Annotated in this window: 16 protein-coding genes; 15 read left to right on the top strand and 1 reads right to left on the bottom strand. The window is 61.3% G+C overall.

Going from position 1 to position 21,508, the window contains the following annotated elements; translation table 11 throughout:
• Nucleotides 1–2 precede the first annotated feature (2 nt).
• From pelG to AAA138_RS03575, 8 genes are all read left to right on the top strand, one after another.
• Nucleotides 3–1,547, top strand: a complete 1,545-nt coding sequence (gene pelG, locus AAA138_RS03610) for an exopolysaccharide Pel transporter PelG (protein WP_349089598.1) — start codon at nt 3–5, stop codon at nt 1,545–1,547.
• On the top strand, nt 1,537–3,306 hold the full coding sequence (locus tag AAA138_RS03605; RefSeq protein ID WP_349089597.1) for a CotH kinase family protein: 1,770 nt from the start codon (nt 1,537–1,539) through the stop codon (nt 3,304–3,306). The genes pelG and AAA138_RS03605 overlap by 11 nt, the downstream gene beginning before the upstream one ends.
• Complete coding sequence (locus tag AAA138_RS03600; RefSeq protein ID WP_349089596.1) at nt 3,293–4,084, top strand: polyphosphate polymerase domain-containing protein; 792 nt, start codon at nt 3,293–3,295, stop codon at nt 4,082–4,084. Before AAA138_RS03605 ends, AAA138_RS03600 begins: the two co-directional genes overlap by 14 nt.
• Nucleotides 4,085–4,087: 3 nt before the next feature.
• The gene (locus AAA138_RS03595; RefSeq protein ID WP_349089595.1) at nt 4,088–4,753 is read left to right on the top strand and encodes a DUF4956 domain-containing protein; all 666 of its coding nucleotides are present in this window, start codon (nt 4,088–4,090) and stop codon (nt 4,751–4,753) included.
• A gap of 85 nt (nt 4,754–4,838) precedes the next feature.
• A complete protein-coding gene (locus tag AAA138_RS03590; RefSeq protein ID WP_349089637.1) occupies nt 4,839–5,810 on the top strand; it encodes a LacI family DNA-binding transcriptional regulator in 972 nt (323 codons plus the stop codon).
• A 184-nt stretch (nt 5,811–5,994) separates the two neighbouring features.
• Nucleotides 5,995–7,395: a PTS transporter subunit EIIC gene (locus tag AAA138_RS03585; RefSeq protein ID WP_349089593.1), complete on the top strand. Its 1,401-nt coding sequence runs from the start codon at nt 5,995–5,997 to the stop codon at nt 7,393–7,395.
• A 104-nt stretch (nt 7,396–7,499) separates the two neighbouring features.
• Nucleotides 7,500–9,032 (top strand): glycoside hydrolase family 32 protein, encoded by a 1,533-nt coding sequence (locus tag AAA138_RS03580; protein ID WP_349089592.1) that lies wholly within the window; start codon nt 7,500–7,502, stop codon nt 9,030–9,032.
• Nucleotides 9,033–9,127: 95 nt separating this feature from the next.
• Nucleotides 9,128–10,120 (top strand): PLP-dependent transferase, encoded by a 993-nt coding sequence (locus AAA138_RS03575; protein ID WP_349089591.1) that lies wholly within the window; start codon nt 9,128–9,130, stop codon nt 10,118–10,120.
• 225 nt (nt 10,121–10,345) lie between these two features.
• On the opposite strand, the gene AAA138_RS03570 is transcribed toward AAA138_RS03575, so the two are convergent.
• Nucleotides 10,346–10,693: a LysR family transcriptional regulator gene (locus tag AAA138_RS03570; protein ID WP_349089590.1), complete on the bottom strand. Its 348-nt coding sequence runs from the start codon at nt 10,691–10,693 to the stop codon at nt 10,346–10,348.
• A gap of 193 nt (nt 10,694–10,886) precedes the next feature.
• Here AAA138_RS03570 and AAA138_RS03565 point away from each other — a divergent pair, with 193 nt between their 5' ends.
• From AAA138_RS03565 to AAA138_RS03535, 7 genes are all read left to right on the top strand, one after another.
• Entirely contained in the window at nt 10,887–12,398 is a 1,512-nt protein-coding gene (locus AAA138_RS03565; RefSeq protein ID WP_055251158.1) for an IMP dehydrogenase, read from the top strand.
• 260 nt (nt 12,399–12,658) lie between these two features.
• A complete protein-coding gene (gene leuS, locus AAA138_RS03560) occupies nt 12,659–15,235 on the top strand; it encodes a leucine--tRNA ligase (protein ID WP_349089589.1) in 2,577 nt (858 codons plus the stop codon).
• A gap of 257 nt (nt 15,236–15,492) precedes the next feature.
• Nucleotides 15,493–15,987, top strand: coding sequence for a ribosome maturation factor RimP (gene rimP / locus AAA138_RS03555; RefSeq protein ID WP_118267782.1), 495 nt, complete (start codon nt 15,493–15,495; stop codon nt 15,985–15,987).
• A 1-nt stretch (nt 15,988) separates the two neighbouring features.
• Nucleotides 15,989–17,236, top strand: a complete 1,248-nt coding sequence (nusA, locus tag AAA138_RS03550; RefSeq protein ID WP_022094169.1) for a transcription termination factor NusA — start codon at nt 15,989–15,991, stop codon at nt 17,234–17,236.
• Between the two features lie 91 nt (nt 17,237–17,327).
• Nucleotides 17,328–20,042, top strand: coding sequence for a translation initiation factor IF-2 (infB, locus tag AAA138_RS03545; RefSeq protein ID WP_138341290.1), 2,715 nt, complete (start codon nt 17,328–17,330; stop codon nt 20,040–20,042).
• 11 nt (nt 20,043–20,053) lie between these two features.
• On the top strand, nt 20,054–20,464 hold the full coding sequence (gene rbfA, locus AAA138_RS03540) for a 30S ribosome-binding factor RbfA (protein ID WP_117647311.1): 411 nt from the start codon (nt 20,054–20,056) through the stop codon (nt 20,462–20,464).
• The gene (locus tag AAA138_RS03535; protein WP_217750068.1) at nt 20,457–21,500 is read left to right on the top strand and encodes a DHH family phosphoesterase; all 1,044 of its coding nucleotides are present in this window, start codon (nt 20,457–20,459) and stop codon (nt 21,498–21,500) included. Before rbfA ends, AAA138_RS03535 begins: the two co-directional genes overlap by 8 nt.
• Nucleotides 21,501–21,508 lie beyond the last annotated feature (8 nt).

The following is a 21,508-nucleotide window of genomic DNA, read 5'->3' as shown; positions in this document are numbered from 1 at the left end:
CGGTGGCCGGAATCGGTTTTGAGCTCAAACGCCTGTTTAAGCGCAAGGGCCTGTTTGCCACGATGCGCGCCTACGGCTACGCCGGCATTGTGTGTACGGGCCCCATGCTGCTGGGCGTGCTGCTGCAGGTGGGCATCTTGGTGCTGTGCGGCCTGTGGGGTGTGGGCCGTGCCAACCAGGACTTGCTGGTGTGCATGGTGACCTATACGCTGCTGGCGTCGCTCACACTTACGAGCTTTTTCTCCATGCCTGTCACGCGCTTTTTGGCCGACATGCTGTTTGCCGAGCGCGAAGAAGAGGTCTTGCCTTCGTTTTGGGGCTCCAACGCCATCATACTCGTTGCGGGCACGGTGCTCTACGGCGTCTTTTTGCTGTTCTCGGGCGCCACGCTGTTGCAGGGGCTGCTGTGCCTGTGGCTGTTCAACATTATGATCGTCAACTGGAACGGCATGAGCTATCTCACGGCCATCAAGGATTACCGCGGCATCCTGTGCAGCTTTGCTGCGGCCATTGGCGTGGCGTGCTTGTGCGCCCTAGTGGCGCTGGCGCTGGGGCTGCCGCCCGTCGAGGGCCTGCTGGCCTCGATCGCTCTGGGCTACGGTGTGATGCTCGCCTGGGATGTGGTGCTGCTGTACCGGTATTTTCCTCAGAGCGATCGCAGCCCCTGGCTCTTTTTGCGCTGGCTCGACCAATTTATGCCGCTGGCGCTCACGGGCCTGTTTACCAACCTGGGGCTTTTTGCGCACCTGGTGATTATTTGGGCAGGGCCCATTGGCGTGCAGGTCAAAGGCCTGTTTTACGGCGCGCCCTATCATGATGTGCCGGCGTTGCTTGCGTTTTTGACCATTCTGGTCACGACCGTCAACTTTGTGGTGTCGGTTGAGGTCAACTTCTATCCGCGCTACCGCGACTACTACAGCCTGTTTAACGACGGCGGCGTGGTGGGCGACATCGTGGTGGCCGAGGAGGAAATGCTCGCCACGCTCAACCGGGAGCTGCGGTTTTGCGCGCTCAAGCAGCTGTTTGTGACGGCAGCGGTCATCTCGCTCGAGACCACGGTGCTCTCGGCCCTGCCGCTGGGCTTCAATAACCTGATGCACGGGTATTTTCGCACGCTGTGCGTGGGCTATGGCCTGTATGCCGTGGGCAACACGATTCTGCTGATCTTGCTGTACTTTACCGACTACAAAGGCGCCGTGCTTGCCTCCGGGCTGTTCGCGGGCGTGGCGGGGCTGGCGACCATCGTCTCGCTGTTCTTTCCGCAGCAGTTTTATGGCTTTGGCTTTTTGCTCGGCGCGGCGGTGTTTTTTGTTGTGGCGCTCATGCGGCTCGATACCTATACCGCCAACTTGCCGTATCGTATCCTGAGTCAGCAGCCCATTGTGGCGACCGACAAGACGGGTCGCTTTACGGAGTTGGGCTGCTTGCTCGACCGTGCCGAACAGCGCTACGAGGAGCTGCGTCTAGAGGGCGAGCCGCATGGTGCGTTTGAGCGCACGGTGGTCCGTGTGTATCGCAATCGTTGGGGAGGTCCTGATGACCGATAGGATGATATCGCGTCGCCGCTTGATTGAGGCGGCTGCCGGCACACTGCTGCTTTCGGGCTGCTCTTCGCAGGACGAATCCTCGACAAAAAAGACCAAGAAGCAGGACAAGATTAAAAAGGCCGATGCGTCTAGCGAGATCAAGCATCTTCGCGACAAGGACGAGCTGTACGAGGTTTACGACGACTCGGGCATCGTATGCATGTACCTGACGGTCTCTCGCGGCAACAGCTCTGAGAATACTGATCATAGCTGGGCCGAGATCAATACCTACTCGGTGTATGACTATGCCGACATGGGCGTGACGCGCTATCAGGTTATGGGCCTGCTGCAGCCTGGCGATGATAAGGGTCCCGTTGCTGGCGAGGTGGGCTATGGCGAGAAGGCGCCCAACGCCACGGTGCAGGTGCGCGGTCAGACGTCGAGTACCTATACACAAAAGAACTATAAGGTGGAGCTCAAAAAGGGCAAGGGCACGTGGCGCCAGCAACGTGCGATTGCGCTTAACAAGCACATGGGCGAGGGCATGCGCTTTCGTAACAAGATGGCCTACGATCTGATTCGTGGCATTCCCCAGATGATGGGCCTGCGCACGCAGTTTGTGCACTTATGGGTGTGCGACCAGACCGAAAAAACTAACGACACCTTTGAGGACTACGGTCTGTTTACGCAGGTCGAGCAGCTCAACAAGACGGCGCTCAAGGCCCACGGTCTGGATAAGAGCGGGCATCTCTATAAGGTGAACAGCTTCGATTTCCATCGCTTTGAGGACACCATTAAGCTCGCCGATGACCCCGACTATAACCAGACGGCGTTTGAGGGCATGCTCGAGATTAAGGGCGATTCGGACCATACCAAGTTGATCGAGATGCTCGATGCGCTCAACGACGATACGCAAAAGATCGACGACGTGCTCGACACCTACTTCGATACCGAGAACCTGGTCTATTGGATGGCGTTTCAGATCTTGACGGGTAATTGCGATACGCAGAATCGTAACTGCTATCTGTACAGCCCGCTTAACTCCAAGGTTTGGTACATCCTGGATTGGGACAACGACGGCATGCTGCGCAAGCTTGAGCTGAGCCTGACCGGGTTCTCGGATTATGCGAGCTGGGAGCGCGGCGTGAGCAACTACTGGGGCAACGTGCTGTTTAACCGCGCGTTGCGCAGCAAGTCGTTCCGCAGCGAGCTCGATAGCGCCGTGAAGGACCTGCGCTCGTATTTGACCGAAGAGCGTCTGAGCAAGATGGTCGAGCATTATCGCGAGGTCACGGAGCCGCTCGTCTTTGCTGCGCCCGACCTGGATAACCTGCCCGTGACCAAGGACGAATACGAGCAGATCGCCGCGGCCATCCCCTCCGAGATTGAGGGGAACTACAAGAGCTATCGCGAGAGCTATAAAAAGCCCATGCCGTTCTACATTGGCGTGCCGCAGACCGATAACGGTAAGCTGCGCATCAACTGGGATGCGTCCTACGACTTTAAGGCGCGCGACATTCGCTATACCGTGGAGCTTGCGCACGATTACGCCATTACTGACGTGATCTTTAAGGCCGAGGACGTGCTGCTCCCCGAGGTGACCTGCGATGCGCCCGATGCCGGGCAATATTTTGTGCGTGTGCGCGCCACCAACTCCGACGGCTATACGCAAGATGCGTTTGACTATTACGTGACCGACGACGGCAAGCAGTACGGCATGAAGTGCTTCTACGTGCAAGATGGCGGCAAGGTCGTGGAGGACACGTATGAGGAGGGCTAGCGCGCTGCTTGAGCGTCTGGCGGCTCCGCCTGCGCGTGCTACGCAGGAGCGCTACCGCCACGAACTCAAATATCTCATCAACGAGGGCGAGCACGCCGCGCTTGCCTGTCGCATGTCGCCGGTCTTTAAGCTGGACAAGCATGCACGGGCGGGCGGTTACACCATCCGCAGCCTGTATTTTGACGACTACTGCAACTCGGCCTACGAGGAAAAAGACGCCGGTATCCTGATGCGCAAAAAGTATCGCGTGCGCATCTATAACGGCAGCGACAAGGTGATTAAGCTCGAGCGTAAAAAGAAGTACGGCAGCTGGATCTACAAGGAGGACGCGCCGCTCACGCGCGACGAGTTTGAGCAGATCCTAGCCGGCGACTACGACTTTTTGCTGCGGAGCCCCCACCAACTCTGCCGTGAGTTCTACATCGAGTGCATCTGCAACATGATGCGCCCGCGGACCATCGTGGACTACGAGCGCGAGCCGTGGGTGATGGATGAGGGCACCGTGCGCATTACGTTTGACATGAACGTTCGTGCCGCGGTGGGAAGCTTCGATATCTTTGACGCGACGCTGCCCGCGCTGCCGGTCCTGGAGCCCGGCAAGCTGGTGATGGAGGTCAAGTTTACGGAGTTTTGCCCGCAGTTGGTGCGCGATATGGTGCCGCCGGGCGCTGCCGAGCTCACGGCGGTCTCCAAGTACTGCCTGTGTTACGAAAAGACCGCCTACCTGCGCGGTTTTAATTACTGGGAATCGGATTTTGAGAACCGAGGGGATATTTAGACCATGAGCACCAGGGACTTTTTTAAGAACTCCGTCTTGGAGGCGTTTGGCCAGGTCGACCCTGCCAAGATCGGCCTGTCGCTGCTCGTGGCGCTCGCCATGGGCATCCTGATCTATTACGTGTACAAGCGCTTCTTTACCGGCGTGGTGTATTCGCGCAGCTTTGCCGTGACGCTCGTGGGCATGTGCGTGCTCACCTGCATGGTCACGCTCGCGATCTCGACGAACGTGGTCATCTCGCTCGGTATGGTCGGTGCTCTGTCCATCGTTCGCTACCGTACGGCGGTCAAGGACCCGCTCGACCTGCTGTATCTGTTTTGGGCCATTACCACGGGCATTACGGCGGGCGCCGGCATGTATGCGCTCGTGGGGCTCACGGCAGTGGTGATCGTGGCGATGATCGCTGGCTTTGCGAGCCACCAGGACAAGGCGCGCGTGTACATGATGGTCATCCACTACACGGGCCAGACCACCGGCGATGATATCGTGCGTGCATTTGGACGCACCAAGTTCACCGTTAAGTCTAAGACCATGCGCGGCGACAAGGTGGAGATGGCCGTCGAGGTGTTCTCAGACGGTGTGGATATGCCCTATGCGGATGCCATTCGCGCGCTCGAAGGCGTGGAGGACCTGACGTTAATCCAATACAACGGCGAATACCACGGCTAACTATGTTCCGGCGTTCGTCAGAACGCCGGAACGAACAGGTATCATTGTGTAAGCGATTTCAACGACAGGGGTGCTCGTGGTAAAGATGAAAGATGTGGCCGAGCTGGCGGGCGTTTCGAGCGCCGCCGTCTCGCGCTACCTCAACGGTGGATATATCTCGGCGGACAAGGCCGAGCGCATTAAGCAGGCGATTGAGCTGACCGGATACGTGCGGTCCAGCCAGGCTCGCGCGCTGCGCACCGGCTCCACCAAGCTCATCGGCGTCATCGTGCCCAAGATCAACTCGGAATCCGTGAGCCGCATTACCGCCGGCATCGGCCAGGTGCTCGGTCGTCGTGGCTACCAGATGTTGCTTGCCAATACCGACAATGCCCCCGATCGCGAGCTCGAATACCTCGATTTATTCCAAAACCACCCGGTCGATGGCATTGTGCTGGTAGCAACCATGATTACCGACGAGCACCGTCGGGCGATTGAATCGTGCCGCGTGCCCATCGTGCTGATCGGTCAGAATGTTGAGGGCGCGGCTTGCGTCTACCATGACGATTACGAGGCTGCCTTTGAGCTGGGCCAGGCGCTCGCGGGTCGGGTAGATGGCAAGATCGCCTACATTGGAGTTACTGAAGAAGACCGCGCGGCTGGTTATGACCGCCGTCGCGGTTTTGAGGCCGGATTGCGCGCCGCGGGCAACCCGCTCGATGCCGCCTTAATTCGCCTGGGCTCGTTTACGCTCGACTCGGGCTATGGTGCGGCGCGTGAACTGCTTTCCGTCGACCCCGATGTTTCGTTTATCGCGTGCGCGACCGACACCATGGCGGCGGGCGCGCTGCGTGCCATCGATGAGGTTCGCGGCACGGGCGAGGGTATACACCGCGTGAGCGGTTTTGGCGACAACGCGTTTTTGCGCGCGCTGACGGGCGGCATTCCCACCGTGCATTATGGCTACCTGACCAGTGGCGTCGAGGCGACCAATATGTTGCTCAACACGCTCGATGGCGTGGAGGGGGAGAGCGGTCTCAAGACGCTCAAACTCGGCCATCAACTTATGAATGTCTAGGCTTTGGGCATGTCTGCCTGCCTTTGAGGCCCCTGTTTTTGCGGTAAAACTACCATTCGCCGGCTTTTTCCTACCGTTCACCCTACTATGAAAACGATTACAGACATATGAAACTGAAAACGATTACAGTGTAAGTGTCAAAGGTAGTCGGGTGCGCATGCACCCGTTGGAGGAAAGGGAAGTCATGGACTACCGCAAATCAGCCCAAGAGGTGCTCGACAACATCGGTGGCGCCGGCAACGTTGTTTCGGCCGCACACTGCGCCACGCGTCTGCGCCTGGTGGTTGCCGATAACGCGAAGGTTGACAAGGAGGCCCTCGAGAATATCGACGGCGCTAAGGGCGTCTTTGAGGCCCAGGGCCAGCTTCAGATTATTTTTGGCACCGGCACCGTCAACAAGGTCTACGACGAGTTCATTACGCTCAGCGGCGTCGAGGCTGCCACCAAGGCCGAGGTCAAGGAGGCCGCCGCGCAGCAGCAGAACATCTTTATGCGCGCCATTAAGGTGCTCGGCGATGTTTTTGTCCCCATCATCCCCGCCATCGTGGCTTCGGGCCTGCTGCTGGGCATCATGAGTGCCCTCAACTTTATGGCCTCCAACGGCTTTATCGCGCTCGACACCAATAACTTTATTTATAAGATCGCCGACCTGGTCTCGGGAACGTCCTTTGGCATCCTGCAGATCCTGATCGGTTACTCCGCCGCTAAGGCCTTTGGAGCCAACCCGTATCTGGGCGCCGTCGTCGGTGGTGCGTTCATCAACTCCTCGCTGCAGAGCGCCTACACGGTTGCCTCCGAGGGCTTGCAGACCATGGTCACCGTCATCCCCGGCGTGTACAGCTTTGAGTGGGTTGGCTATCAGGGCCATGTGATCCCGATCGTCATCGCCTGCGCCATCCTCGCCTTCTTGGAGAAGCGCCTCCACAAGATCGTTCCCGAGATGTTCGACCTCTTTGTGACCCCGCTCGTCTCGGTGTTCGTGACCGTGCTCGTGACCCTCGTTGCCGTCGGCCCCATCTTCGTGTGGGCCGAGAACGCCATTCTCGGTCTGATTCAGGCCCTGCTCACCCTGCCCTTTGGCATCGGTTCCTTTATCGTCGGCCTGTTCTATGCCCCCACGGTCGTTACCGGTATCCACCAGATGTACACCGCCATCGATCTGGGCCAGCTCGCTCAGTACGGTGTGACCTATTGGCTGCCCATCGCCAGCGCTGCCAACATCGCCCAGGGTGGTGCCGCGCTCGCCGTTGCCTTTAAGACCCGCGATGCCAAGATCAAGGGTCTGGCGCTTCCTTCGGCCCTGTCCGCCTTCATGGGCATTACCGAGCCTGCCATCTTTGGTGTGAACCTGCGCTTCTTTAAGCCCTTCATCGCCGGCTGCATCGGCGGCGGTTGCGGTGCCCTGGTCTGCGCGCTCACTTCGCTGGCTGCCTCCGGCACGGGTGTTACGGGTATCTTCGGTATCCTGCTGTGCCTGGCCCAGCCCGTGCAGTACGCGATCATGTTTGCGGTCGCCGCGCTGGTTTCCTTTGCCGTCTCGTTTGTCCTGTATAAGGACGAGCCCAAGGCTTCCGAGCAGGCGTAGGATTCGCGTAAACAAAACGCCCGCAGGCTCCATCCTGTGGGCGTTTTCTTAATCTGGAACCCTTGATTTGAGCGTTCGTTGATTTAATTCGATTGGATACCGACATGTCTAACGCACTTCAGCGCGATCTTTCCAAGCTCGTTGCCAACATGGATGCCGCGGCCGCCGAGCGCGGTCACGGGCCCTATGCTCAGCATTTTCATATTATGCCGCCCACGGGCTGGCTCAACGACCCCAACGGTCTTTGCCAGGCAGATGGCGTGTTTCACGCGTACTTTCAGTATGCCCCGTTTGATGTGAACGGCGGCGTCAAGATGTGGGGCCATGCCACGAGCCGTGACCTTATGAACTGGGAGTATGTTGGCGCGCCACTGCTTCCCGACGAGCCGTTCGACTGCCATGGCGTGTATTCGGGCTCGGCATTGGTCGAGGACGGTCGCATTCGCGTGCTCTATACCGGCAACGTTAAGCTCCCCGATGCGGACGGCGTTTTTGACTATGTCAACTCCGGCCGTCGCGCCGACACCGTGTATGTCGAGAGTGTCGATGGACAGACGTTCAGCCAAAAGCGCGTGGTGCTGGCGTCCGAGGATTATCCCGAGGATTTGACCTGCCACGTGCGTGACCCCAAGGTGTGGCGCGATGATGATGGGCGTTACCACATGGTGCTGGGCGCGCGTCGTCACGTTGACGGTCCGCATGTCGAGAGCCGTTTTTGCGCCATGCATGGCGAGGGCGCCGGTCGCGATGTGGGCGAGATCTTGGTGTACGGCTCGGCTGATATGCTCAGCTGGGAGCTCGAGAGCCGTGTCTCTACGCCCGAGCGCTTTGGCTTTATGTGGGAGTGCCCGGGGTATCTGGAGCTTGAGACGGATGGCGGTGTACCGGCGAAGTGGCTGTCCTTCTCTCCCCAGGGGCTCGAGGGCGGTCGTTGGGACCGCGGTAACGTATACGCTGCTGGCTACATGCCTGTAACGGGCGACATTACCGGTGGTGTCGGAGCCTATGAGCTTGGCGAGTTCCGCCTGTGGGACGCCGGTTTTGACTTCTATGCTCCGCAGGAGTTTACGTCCGAGGATGGTCGCCACATTCTGATCGGCTGGATGGGCATGCCCGATGAGCCGACCTATGGCAACGACCCCACCGTGACGTGCGGCTGGCAGCACTGCATGACGGTGCCGCGTGAGCTTACAGCCGGTGCCGACGGCGTGGTGCTGCAACAGCCGGCGCGCGAGATTGAGCACCATTATGCCTCGGTGCGTGTGGGGGCGGGCACGTTGGAGGTTGCCGGCGATACCTGCTTTGACGTTGTTGTTGACGGTGTCGACGGTGCGTTTACCGCAACCGTCGATGGCGAGCTGAAGCTGGCGTTTGTGCCCGCCGAGGGCGAACTGCCCACGCGTTTTGAGATGCGATTTACCGACGAGGGTCGCACTTCTGCCGGCTGCGGTCGTACCGTGCGCTGGGAGCCCGTCGACGAGGTTCGTAGCGTGCGCATTGTTGGCGATGCCTCTTCGGTCGAGGTGTTTGTGAACGATGGCGCGCTCGTGTTTTCGACGCGCATCTATCCCGAGGCCTATGGCGTGACCGTTGACGCTCCGGGTGCGAGTGTGACCTATCACACGCTCAACATCTAGGCGATTCGTCGCATATAGGCGCTATACTGCAGCCGTTGGCCACGATGCGGGGAACACCCGCATCGTGGGTTTTTGTTTTGAAGGGACGGTACCGTATGGGCGTACAGCAGCTAGAAGAGGCCTGGGCTTTGAGGGCCAGCGCGCGTGAGGCGCGTCTTGTTGCGGCCCCGCATGTGCCGGCGGCGCTGTCGCTGTTGGGGATTGTACGTCCCGGTGACCGCCTGGTTGCGTTTGCCGATGACTTTGCCGATGCGTTTGCGCGCGGCTTTGATGCCTGCGACGTTGTGCTCGTGGACCCGCCGTCGGTTGCGGCGTTTGCCGCCGCGTCCGAGGGCTTTGATGCTTCGTTTGATGCCGAGGGTCCGCACCTGTGGTGGTTCGTCAACTCCATCGGCGGGTTTGGTCTGCGTGTGCCCGATCTGCGCGCGCTGGGTCGGGCGGCGCGTGAGGCCCATGCACTGCTCGTCGTTGACAACACGGTGACTTCTATCTTTGGCTGCGATCCTTTGCGTTTGGGTGCCGTGCTGTCGCTCGAGGCACTCGACCGTGCGTGCGCCGGTGAGGCGCCGCGCAAGCTTGTGGCGGCGTCGGTCGCGCGCTCGCAGCTTAAGCGCCATCGCGTGGACGCCGCTGCCGAGTGCGCGCATGCCCTGCTCGAGGGGTGCGGATTGATCGCGCTCGACTTGTCCTCCGATGAGGCTGAAGCTCTAGGGCACGGGCTCGACACGCTCGACACTCGCATGCAGGCGCATTTCGACCGCGCCCGTGCGCTGGCTGAATATTTGGCCGCGAACGAGATGGTGCGCAACGTGCGCTATCCCGGGCTGACCTCGCATCCCGATCACGCCATCGCGACCGGCATCCTGGAGCACGGTTTTGGCCCGGCAGTTGAATTTGACCTTATCGAATGCAGCGCGGGCGAATTCTTCAGCATACTGCCAGACGAATTCCGCACATCGCCCGCCGGCGGCGCAACAACGCGCCTTTCGGCCCCACGCGGCAAGCAGGGGAGCACCATCCGCCTCTTCGCCGGTATCGACAATCCTCTGGTAGTAGCGTCCACCCTAGACAACGCCCTCCGCAAGTAGCTAATCGGGGCCTGTGCCACGAAAACGGCCTATTTACTACGTTTAAGCCATAGGGGTCGACCATACCCGCCTATTTTGAAAATTACCAAGCTGTCTACCAGCGGTTTTAATTTCACAATGTCCGGTATGGTCGAGGGTATTCAGCTAAACGTAGTAGATGGGCCCGTTTTGTGGCGCGAGCCTCAATCCGAGGGCGCGGTGGACAACATTTCAGCCCCAAAAGGACTACCCTGCGTTGATGCTGGCGATGAGGTCGTTTGCTTTGGTGGCGATGACGTTGTTGATGTCGGCCTGCAGCTCCTCGTAGACCGCTATGGCTCGCTCGCCGGCTTGGGTGAGCGATGATCCGCGGGCTCCGTCGCGCTCGATGAGCTTGCAACCCAGCTGACCTTCGGCCTCGTTCACAATGCGCCAGGCCTTGGAATACGCCATGCCCATGCTCTTGGCGGCGCGGTTGAGCGAGTGCTCGCGGGCAATACCCTGCAGCAGCAAGACGCAGCCGTGGCCGAAGACGCCCGGTAGATCTTTGTCGCACGCTTGAATGACCAACTTTGCCGTCGTCTTGTACTCCATGTGCTCCACGTCTCCCCGCTAAAGTGTTTGCTGGGCAAACGCAAAGCCTGCGTCAAGCCCTCGTGTGCTCTTCTTAAATCATGCATTGTAGCAGTCAAAGTGCGTTAAGATACTTCCCCAGTATTGGGCGCCCAAGGTTGGGCTGGGTCCTACGAGGCCTGCAGCCGACCGGTCGCATGGAAAAAGGAGAAACATGGCTACGTTCTTTCCCGGTGAGTCCCACACGTTTTCGGAGTATCTGCTGGTTCCTGGTTACTCGTCCTCGCAGTGCATCCCCAACAACGTCTCTCTTAAGACGCCGCTGACCCGCTTTAAGCGCGGTGAGAAGCCGGCAATCACCCTGAACATCCCCATGGTTTCCGCCATCATGCAGTCCGTCTCGGGCGTCGACATGGGTGTCGCGCTCGCTACCGAGGGTGGCCTGTCCTTCATCTATGGTTCCCAGAGCGCCGAGTCCGAGGCCGCTATGGTCAAGGCCGTCAAGGATCACAAGGCCGGCTTCGTTCAGTCCGATTCCACGCTGACCCCCGACATGACCATGGAGCAGGTCATCGAGCTCAAGGAGAAGACTGGTCACTCCACCATGCCGGTTACCGACGACGGCACTCCCAAGGGTAAGCTCCTGGGTATCGTCACCAGCCGTGACTATCGCCCCAGCCGCGATGACCACCAGACGAAGGTCTCCGAGTTCATGACCCCGCGTGAGCAGCTCATCGTGGGCGACAAGAACATCAGCCTCAAGGTTGCCAACGACGTCATCTGGGACAATAAGCTCAACGCCCTGCCCATCGTCGACGACAACGATCACCTGATGGGCATCGTCTTCCGCAAGGACTACGACAGCCACAAGACCAACCCCAACGAGCTGCTCGACGGCGATAAGCGCTACATGGTTGGCGCCGGCATCAACACCCGCGACTATGCCGAGCGTGTGCCGCTGCTCATCGAGGCCGGTGCCGACGTCCTGTGTATCGACTCTTCCGAGGGCTTCAGCGAGTGGCAGAAGCGCACCATCGAGTGGATTCGCGCCAACTACGGCGAGGACGTCAAGGTCGGTGCCGGTAACGTCGTCGACGCCGAGGGCTTCCGCTTTTTGGCAGACTGCGGTGCCGACTTCATCAAGGTCGGTATCGGCGGCGGTTCTATCTGCATTACCCGCGAGACCAAGGGCATCGGCCGTGGCCAGGCCACCGCGTTGATCGACGTCTGCCGTGCTCGCGACGAGTACTATGAGGAGACCGGCGTCTACGTGCCCGTGTGCTCCGACGGCGGTATCGTCTACGACTACCACATGACGCTCGCCCTTGCCATGGGCGCCGACTTTATGATGCTGGGCCGCTACTTCGCCCGCTTTGACGAGAGCCCGACCGAGCGCGTCAACGTCAACGGCCAGTACATGAAGGAGTACTGGGGCGAGGGTTCCGCGCGTGCCCGCAACTGGCAGCGCTACGACCTGGGCGGCGCCGCGAAGCTCAGCTTCGTCGAGGGCGTCGACTCCTACGTCCCGTACGCCGGCTCCCTCAAGGACGGCGTGGGCGGTACGCTTTACAAGGTTAAGTCCACGATGTGCAACTGCGGTGCCCTCTCGATCCCCGAGCTCCAGGAAAAGGCTCGCCTGACCCTGGTCAGCTCCACCTCCATCGTCGAAGGCGGCGCCCACGACGTTGTAGTTAAAGATTCGCAGCAGTCCGTATCTTATCGATAAGGTTAGAGCTGCATATCAAAGGTTGAGTATCAACCACGTTATTTAGATAAAGCGAGATGCCTGCAAGTCGCAGGCATCTCGCTTGTCGTATTTGCTATCATCAGTCAAGTTAACCTTAGGGTCGGTCGGCTTGGCTTTGTTCGCTACAAGTTCCGCACGCAAAGAAGAGCACTAAATGTGCTCTTCGTCTTGCGCAGGACTGTCCGCAGTAGCGAATAAAGCCAAGCCGACCGACCCCAGCTAAGATTAAAGGAGCTGATATGTGCGATTGCACAGATCATAAGGACGAGATCCCTGTCTACGACGCGCAGGCCATTGAGTCCAAGTGGATGAAGGCCTGGGAGGACTCCAACCTCTTTGCCGTCGACACCGACGACAGTAAGCCCAAGAAGTACGTGCTCGAGATGTTCCCGTATCCGTCGGGCGACCTGCACATGGGTCACGCGCGCAACTACACCATCGGTGATGCCATGGCCCGTCAGGCCCGCATGCGCGGCTACGACGTGCTGCACCCCATCGGCTTCGACGCCTTTGGCCTGCCCGCCGAGAACGCTGCCATCAAGCACAACACGCAGGCTGCCGCCTGGACGTATAAGAACATGGACCAGGCGCTCGCCACGATGAAGCGCATGGGTTTCTCCTACGATCTGGATCGCATGGTCAAGACCTGCAGCCCCGACTATTACCGCTGGGGCCAGTGGATCTTTGAGAAGCTGTGGGAAAAGGGCCTGGTCTACCGCAAGAAGAACCCGGTCAATTGGTGCCCCACTTGCAAGACCGTTCTGGCCAACGAGCAGGTCACCGAGGGTAAGTGCTGGCGCTGCGGCACCGAGCCCGAGAAGCGCGATCTGGAGCAGTGGTACTTCAAGATCACCGAGTACTCCCAGGAGTTGCTCGACGATCTGGAGAAGCTCCCCGGCTGGCCCGAGCGCGTCAAGCAGATGCAGGCCAACTGGATCGGCCGCTCCGAGGGCGCCGAGGTCGACTTTACTCTGTGCGACAAGGATGGCGAGCCCATCGAGGGTGACGAGGGTAAGATCACCGTCTTCACCACGCGTGCCGATACGCTCTTTGGCGTTTCCTTCTTTGTCCTGGCTCCCGAGTACGCGCGCCTGCACGAGCTCGTCGAGGGCACGGAGTACGAGGAAGCCGTCACCAAGATCGTCGAGGACTCCAAGCATATCTCTGCCGTCGAGCGTGCCCAGGGCACCCTCGAGAAGCACGGTGCCTTTACCGGCCGCTATGTGGTGAACCCCGTCAACGGCGAGAAGGTCCCCGTGTGGGTTGCCGATTATGTCGTTGCCGACTACGGCACCGGCGCCGTCATGGCCGTTCCCTGCGGCGACCAGCGTGACTTTGAGTTCGCCCGCAAGTACGACCTGCCTATTGTGCCGATCATCCTGGACGATGACGACCGCGCTGCCGTCGAGGCCAGCGGCGAGACCATCGATACCTTCCATGCCGAGAACGTCGACTGGGATTGCGCCCACGCTGCCGAGGGCACGCTCGTCCAGTCCGGCAAGTACACCGGCATGCGCGGCGGTAAGCACTCCGAGGGCGAGGCTGCGATCGTGGCCGACCTCGAGGCCATGGGCTGCGGCCGTCGTAAGGTCGAGTTCCGTCTGCGCGACTGGCTCATCAGCCGTCAGCGCTACTGGGGCAACCCCATCCCGGCCATTCACTGCGAGCACTGCGGCATCGTGCCCGTGCCCGAGGACCAGCTGCCGGTGACGCTGCCCGAGAACCTGGACCTGGGTGCCGGCGAGACCCTCGCCGAGTGCAAGGAGTTCTACGAGACCACCTGCCCGGTCTGCGGTCGCCCGGCCAAGCGTGAGACCGATACCATGGACACTTTCACCTGCTCCAGCTGGTATTACCTGCGCTATACCGACCCGCACAACACCGAGCTGCCCTTCTCCCGCGAGGCCGCCGATCGTTGGATGCCCGTCGATAACTACATCGGCGGCATCGAGCACGCCATTTTGCACCTGCTCTACAGCCGCTTCTTTACCAAGGCGCTGCGCGACCTGGGCCTGCTGAGCGTTGACGAGCCCTTCACCAACCTGCTGTGCCAGGGCATGGTCAAGGACGAGAACGGCGACACCATGTCCAAGTCCAAGGGCAACGTCGTGCCACCGAGCTCGGTCATCGAGCCCTACGGCGCCGACACCATGCGTCTGGCGATCCTGTTTATCGCCCCGCCCGAGAAGGACTTCGACTGGGATCCCAAGGCCGTCGAGGGCGCTAACCGCTTCATCAAGCGCGCCTGGCGTATCGTGTGGCAGCTCGTCCAGTCCGGCGACGCCAACGTGGCCTTTGACAAGTCCGCGCTCGACGAGGTCGCGATGAAGCTCTATCGCGAGCGTCACCGCACCATCGCCAAGTGCACCGAGGACTTCGACCGCGGCCAGTTCAACACCGCGATCTCGGCCGTCATGGAGCTCGTCAATGCGGCGAGCGCCTACCTCAACGCTACTGAGGGCGCTTCCCGTGACAAGGCTCTATGCTACGGCGTGGCCAAGGACATCGTGAGCGTCCTTGCCCCCATCTGCCCGTTCTGGGCTGACGAGCTGTGGCACGAGGCCCTCGGCTGTGAGGGCAACGCCTACACCGCCGCCTGGCCCGAGTTCGACCTGGCCGAGTCCATCGAGGACACGGTACAGATCGTCGTACAGGTGCTCGGCAAGGTCCGTGGCCGCATCGACGTCGCCCGCGACGCCTCCAACGAGGAGATGCAGGCTGCCGCCGAGGAAGCCGTTGCCAAGTGGCTTGAGGGCAAGACGGTCGTCAAGGCCATCTGCGTGCCTGGCAAGCTGGTCAACCTGGTGGTCAAGTAAGCGCTGCGCGCATAGCTGACATCAAAAAGCGAGGGGCGATTCCGCAGGGAGTCGCCCCTCTTTTTGGATATGGATACTTGTGACAACACCCAATTATCCATTTCTTGTGGAGAACCTGTGCTCACGCTGACCTGCGGGTTTGTGTTGTGGTTGCACGTTTGCGCAGGTATTGGTATAGTTTGCTTGCAAATGAAGTTGTAATTGAAAGAAGTGGGGTTTCGGCCCCGCTTCTTTTTTGTATGGATGGAGGTGCCGCAATGGTCAAGACCAAGACCGAGCAGGCGATCATCGACGCGCTCGAGGCCGTCGCTCCCCAGCACGATGTCGACATCGTCGACGTTGAGCTCGTGGGTGCCACCAAGGCCCCCTGCGTGCGTGTGCGTATCGAGGGTGCCGAGGGTCAGAGCCTGTCGCTCAATGACGTCACGGCCAACACCAAATGGGTCGGCGATGTGATTGAGGAGCTCGACCCCATCTCTTCGAGCTATACGCTCGAGGTGTCGAGCCCGGGTATGGCGCGCCCGCTGCGCCGCCCGAGTGACTTTGCCCGCTTTGTGGGCGAGAACTGCGAGCTCACCTCCACCGCCACCGAGGGCCGTCGCAAGTACGCCGGCAAGATTGCCGCCGCCACCGAGACGAACGTGACCCTCGAGCTCGAGGACGGCGAGTCCGTCACCCTCGATTTCTCCGATGTTAAAAAGTGCAAGTTGAAGCCCACCTATGACTTCAAGCCCGCGAAGGAAGGAAAGTAAGATGGCAGCATCCGACATGATGTCCGCCCTGATGGAGCTTTGCCAGGAGAAGCACATCGACCAGCTCTACCTGATCGACCGCCTGGAGCAGTCGCTCGCCAAGAGCTATGCCGAGATCCTGCATCTTGAGTGGGGCGCTAAGGTGACCATTGACCGCACCACCGGCAAGATCTACGTCTACCGTCTGGAGCCGATCGACGATTCCATGGACGAGGAGGGCAACTTCACCGAGTTCGAGGAGATCGACGTCACTCCCAAGAACACGAGCCGCATCGCCGCCCAGCACGCCAAGGCCGAGATCAACGCCATCGTGCGCAACTCTGCCCGCGAGCAGATCTACGAGGAGTTCTCCGGCCGCATCGGTGACCTCATCAGCGGTACCGTGCTGCAGTCCACTCCCGACTTCACGATCGTCAAGATTCGCGAGGGCGTCGAGGCCGAGCTTCCGCACTTCGACCAGCGCCGTTACGAGAACGAGCGCAACGAGCGTCCGATGGGCGAGCGCTACCTGCACAACCAGCACATCAAGGCCGTGATCATCGACGTTCGCGACCCCAACTCCAACCTGCAGCCGGTTCGTGGCGAGCACAGCCGTCCGCCGATTGTCATCTCCCGTACGCACCCCGAGCTCATGCGTCGTCTGTTTGAGCAGGAGGTGCCCGAGATCTATGAGGGCACCGTCCAGATCAAGTCGATCGCCCGCGAGCCCGGTCAGCGCTCTAAGGTCGCCGTCCACTCGCTCGACGATCGCCTGGACCCCGTGGGCGCCTGCGTCGGCCCCAAGGGCAGCCGTGTTCGCGCCGTCGTGGGCGAGCTCCGTGGCGAGCGCGTCGACGTCATCCTGTGGGATGCCGATCCGGCCGTCTACGTTGCCAACGCCCTGTCGCCTGCCAAGGTCACCCGCGTCCTTATCGACGAGGAGAAGGCCTACGCCGGCGTTATCGTGCCCGACGACCAGCTGTCCCTCGCCATCGGCAAGGAGGGCCAGAACGCCCGCCTCGCTGCTCGCCTGACCGGCTGGCACATCGACATCAAGTCCGAGACCCTTGCCGCCGACATCCTCAAGAACGTTCCCGTTCACGAGGAGCCCGCCGCCGACCTGATCGGTGACGAGGAGGACGAGGACGTCCGTCGCTGCGAGTTCGTGTCCGAGGACGGCATCCAGTGCCGCAACCAGGCCCGTCCCGGCTCCCGTTTCTGCGGTGTCCACGACACCGACGCCTTCGATGATGCGGAGGACCTGATCTAGCGCGCGGTCGCGCTGGGCAGGTCCCAGCGCATACCCCACGCTCGTTCAGTCTCTAGGCACCCAAGGTGCCAGAAAGGGTAGGTGAAGTCATATGGCAAAAGTCCGTGTGTCCACCCTGGCCAAAGAGTTCGGCATGACCTCCAAGGAACTGATGGGTCATCTCGCCGAAATGAAGATTCCCGCTAAGTCCGCTTCCTCCGCCCTGGAGGACGCCTACGTTGCTATGGTCCGCAAGCAGCTCGCCTCGGTGATCGAGGCCCGCGCCCAGGAAGTCGAGGCCGCCAAGCAGGCCGAGGAGCAGGCCGCTGCCGCCGAGGAGGCAGCGCGCGCTGCCGAGGCAGAGCGCGAGCGCATCGCCGCCGAGAAGGCGCGCGAGGAGGAGCGCCGCCAGTTTGCCGCCGCCCAGGCCGCCGAGGAGGCCGCCCGCGCCGAGGCCGAGGCTAAGAAGAAGGCCGAGCAGGAGCGCCTTGCCCGCGAGAAGGAGGAGGCTGCTCGCGAGGCCCAGCGCCGCGCCGTTCCCGCTTCCGACTCCGGTTCGCGCTTCCGTTCGCTGCTCGACCAGATCGCCGCACAGGAGACCGTGCTCAAGGAGAAGAAGGACGCCGAGGAGAAGGCCAAGGCCGAGCGCGCCGCCGAGCGCGGCAACCGTCGTGGCGGCAACAACGACCGTCGCGGTGGCCGTCGTAATGATCGCAACGCCTCCGACAACAACTCCGAGCGCAACGCCTCCGAGAACCGCCCGCACAGCCATCGCACCAACGCCAGCAACAACGTCGCTGCCGGTATGGACTTCCCCAACCCCGACAAGCAGGGCAAGGGCAAGAAGCGCAAGGGCGGTCACAACAACGAAGAGGACCACTACAGCCGCATGGCTCGCGAGGCCGAGGAGTACAGCCGCGAGAAGGTGCTCGAGGAGGCTCGTGCCGCCGTCGAGGAGGCCTCTCGCGAGTCCACCGGTCGCCGCAAAAAGCGCAAGGAGAAGCGCGAGCGCGAGGCCGCAAAGGCTCAGGAAGAGCGCAAGATAGAGGAGGCGCTGGCCCAGGGCGTGAACCCCGAGGAGCTCGATGCCATCAAGGTCTCCCAGGGCGTCACCGTCCAGGAGCTCGCCGAGGCGCTCGACGTTCCGGCCAACGACATCATCAAGCGCCTGTTCCTGCTGGGCACGCCGCTTACCATGACGCAGTCCATGTCCGACGACCTCGTCGAGCTCGTTGCCGACGATCTGGGCCGTCAGATCAAGATCATCACCCCCGAGGAGGAGAACACCTTCTCGTTCTACGACGATCCCGCCGACCTTAAGCCGCGTGCCCCGGTCGTCACCGTCATGGGCCACGTCGACCACGGCAAGACTTCGCTGCTCGACGCCATCCGTCACACCGGCGTCGCTGCCGGCGAGGCGGGCGGCATTACGCAGGCCATCGGCGCTTCGCAGGTCATGATCAACGACCGCAAGATCACCTTCATCGATACCCCCGGTCACGCCACCTTTACGGCCATGCGTGCCCGCGGCGCCAAGGTGACCGACATCGTCATCCTGATCGTGGCTGCCGACGACGGCGTCATGCCCCAGACCATCGAGTCGATCAATCACGCCAAGGCCGCCGGCGTACCCATCGTCGTCGCCGTCAACAAGATTGATAAGCCGGGCGCCAACCCCGATCGCGTGCGCCAGGAGCTCACCGAGTACGGCATCATCCCCGAGGAGTGGGGCGGACAGAACATGTTCGTCAACATCTCGGCCAAGCAGAAGATCGGTATCGATGACCTGCTCGAGACCGTCCTGCTCCAGGCCGACGTGCTCGAGCTCAAGGCCAACCCTGACACCTTCGCTTCGGGCAACGTCCTCGAGGCTAAGCTCGACAAGGGCCGCGGCTCGGTTGCCACCGTGCTCGTGACCCGCGGTACCCTGCACGTGGGCGACACGCTGGTCGCCGGCCTCACCTATGGCCGCGTCCGCGCCATGCTCGACCCCAAGGGCAACGCCGTCACCGAGGCCGGTCCCTCCGACGCCGTCGAGATCCTGGGCCTGCAGTCCGTCCCCAACGCCGGCGATGAGTTCCGTGTGTTCGAGGACGAGCGCGAGGCTCGTGCACTGGCCGACGAGCGTTCGCTCAAGGCCCGTATCGAGGAGCAGAGCCGCGTGAAGCACGTGACGCTCGAGAACCTCTTCGAGACCATCGCCGACGCCGAGGTCAAGGAGCTCAACCTGATCATCAAGGCCGACGTCCAGGGCTCCATCGAGGCCCTTCAGGACTCGCTCGACAAGATGGACCAGTCCGAGGTGCGCATCAACACGATCCACTCCGCCGTTGGCGCCATCAACGAGACCGACGTCGTCCTGGCCGACGCCTCCAACGCCATCATCATCGGCTTTGGCGTTCGTCCCGACGGCAAGGCCCGCTCCGCCGCCGAGCGCGAGGGCGTCGAGATCCGTTGCTACGACGTCATCTACAAGTGCCTCGAGGACCTCGACGCTGCCCGTATCGGCATGCTCAAGCCCACCGAGGTTGAGGTCTCCACGGGCACTGCGACCGTCCTGGACACCTTCAAGGTGCCCAAAGTCGGCATCGCCGCCGGTGTCCGCGTCGAAGAGGGCGAGATCGCCGCGACCGATTCCGTGCGCCTGGTGCGCGACGGCATTGTGGTCTTCAACGGTAAAATCGCCTCGATGCGCCACTACAAGGACGAGGCCAAGAGCCTCAAGAGCGGCTCCGAGGGCGGTATTGGCCTGGAGAACTTCCAGGACATCAAGCCTGGCGACACCATTGAGGGCTACCGCATTGACCAGGTTGCCCGTACCGAGTAGGGGGTAGCGCTATGAAGCAAACGCAGGCAACCCGCCGTCTGGGCGAGCAGCTTCGCGAGAAGCTCGGTTATATCCTGCTCTTTGAGGTTTCCGATCCGCGTCTCGACCTGGTCACCCTGACCGCGGTCGAGGTCGCGGTGGACCGTTCGTTCGCGCGCGTGTACGTGTCGTGCGACGCGAGCCGTTACGACGAGGTCATGGAGGCGCTCGCCAGCGCCAAGGGCCGCATCCGTAGCCTGTTGGCCCGCTCGCTCGATTGGCGCGTCACGCCCGAGCTCGATTTTCGCATCGATCGCTCGACCGATGAGGCCGAGCGCATCACGCGTGCGCTGGAAAACGTTCCCGCCACGCTTGCGATCGAAAAGGACGAGGACGGCTATCCCATAGCGGATGCCGCCCAGGAGGCAGCTTTAGATGAGTAATTCCGCCGACCTCGCATCGTGCGAGTCTGCAGATATTCAGCGACGCATCCTCGAGCTCATCGAGGATGCGTCCTCCATTGCGATTTCGGGACATACGTCTCCCGATGGTGACGCCCTGGGCTCCGTGCTGGGCCTGGGCTTATCGCTTATGAAGTTTTTCCCCAACAAGGACATTGCCCTGCTGCTGGCAGACGATGACCCGGTTCCGCGCATCTACCGCTTTATGGAGGGCGCCGACCGTCTGGTGCCGGCATCTGCGTATACCGGCAATCCGGATCTGTTCATCTCGGTGGACGTGCCGGTCGTCGAGCGTCTGAACAACTCCGCCGAGGTGCTCCGCCGCTCGTCGCATGTGGTGTGCTTCGATCACCATCCGGCGCGCGAGGAATTTGCCGAGCTGAGCCTGAGGTGCGTCGGCGCCGCGGCCTGCGCCATGATCATCGACCGCTTTTTGGACAATTGCGGCATTGTGGCTCGCAACGGTGTCGCGACCTGCCTGTTGTGCGGCCTGGTGACCGATACCGGTCGTTTTCAGTACCAAAACGCCGATGCTGCTGCGTTCCATGCCGCCTCGCGCCTGGTCGCGCACGGTGCCGATCCGGCGCGCGTCGCGCTCGAGGTCTACCAGAGCATGCGCGTAGAGTTCTTGCATCTCAAGTCCATCGTTATGGGTCGTATCAAGACCGTGGCGCACGGTCGCGTGGCATATAGTTATGCGTACCAGAGCGACCTCGAGGCCTGCGGCGTCACTTCGGATGAGTGCGACGGTCTGGTCGATGTGGTGCGTTCAGTGATGGGCGTTGAGGTCTGCCTGTTCCTAAAGGGCATCGAGGGCGATACCAAGGTGCGCGGCAACCTGCGCTCCAAGGGTGACCTCGATGTGTCCGAGATCGCTGCCAACTTTGGCGGTGGCGGGCATCATGCCGCCGCCGGCTTTTCCAACAACGGAACGATTCGCGAGACGCTCGCCGTGGCACTTCCCATGCTGGCCGAGCTGGTGGGGGAGGATCCCGCTTCGGTGACCGTCGAGCTCTAACTTTTTGG

The sequence above is a fragment of the Collinsella sp. CLA-JM-H32B genome, from assembly GCF_040098065.1.
In the GTDB taxonomy this organism is placed as follows: domain Bacteria; phylum Actinomycetota; class Coriobacteriia; order Coriobacteriales; family Coriobacteriaceae; genus Collinsella.
Note: the sequence above shows the minus strand (reverse complement) of the source record. Positions and strands in the feature narration are given on the sequence as shown.

Coding starts and splice junctions, on each gene's coding strand:
- AAA138_RS03605 (WP_349089597.1), top strand. CDS start 1,537: ATGACCGATAGGATGATATCGCGTCGCCGCTTGATTGAGGCGGCTGCC.
- AAA138_RS03600 (WP_349089596.1), top strand. CDS start 3,293: ATGAGGAGGGCTAGCGCGCTGCTTGAGCGTCTGGCGGCTCCGCCTGCG.
- AAA138_RS03595 (WP_349089595.1), top strand. CDS start 4,088: ATGAGCACCAGGGACTTTTTTAAGAACTCCGTCTTGGAGGCGTTTGGC.
- AAA138_RS03590 (WP_349089637.1), top strand. CDS start 4,839: ATGAAAGATGTGGCCGAGCTGGCGGGCGTTTCGAGCGCCGCCGTCTCG.
- AAA138_RS03585 (WP_349089593.1), top strand. CDS start 5,995: ATGGACTACCGCAAATCAGCCCAAGAGGTGCTCGACAACATCGGTGGC.
- AAA138_RS03580 (WP_349089592.1), top strand. CDS start 7,500: ATGTCTAACGCACTTCAGCGCGATCTTTCCAAGCTCGTTGCCAACATG.
- AAA138_RS03575 (WP_349089591.1), top strand. CDS start 9,128: ATGGGCGTACAGCAGCTAGAAGAGGCCTGGGCTTTGAGGGCCAGCGCG.
- AAA138_RS03570 (WP_349089590.1), bottom strand. CDS start 10,693: ATGGAGTACAAGACGACGGCAAAGTTGGTCATTCAAGCGTGCGACAAA.
- AAA138_RS03565 (WP_055251158.1), top strand. CDS start 10,887: ATGGCTACGTTCTTTCCCGGTGAGTCCCACACGTTTTCGGAGTATCTG.
- leuS (WP_349089589.1), top strand. CDS start 12,659: ATGTGCGATTGCACAGATCATAAGGACGAGATCCCTGTCTACGACGCG.
- rimP (WP_118267782.1), top strand. CDS start 15,493: ATGGTCAAGACCAAGACCGAGCAGGCGATCATCGACGCGCTCGAGGCC.
- nusA (WP_022094169.1), top strand. CDS start 15,989: ATGGCAGCATCCGACATGATGTCCGCCCTGATGGAGCTTTGCCAGGAG.
- infB (WP_138341290.1), top strand. CDS start 17,328: ATGGCAAAAGTCCGTGTGTCCACCCTGGCCAAAGAGTTCGGCATGACC.
- rbfA (WP_117647311.1), top strand. CDS start 20,054: ATGAAGCAAACGCAGGCAACCCGCCGTCTGGGCGAGCAGCTTCGCGAG.
- AAA138_RS03535 (WP_217750068.1), top strand. CDS start 20,457: ATGAGTAATTCCGCCGACCTCGCATCGTGCGAGTCTGCAGATATTCAG.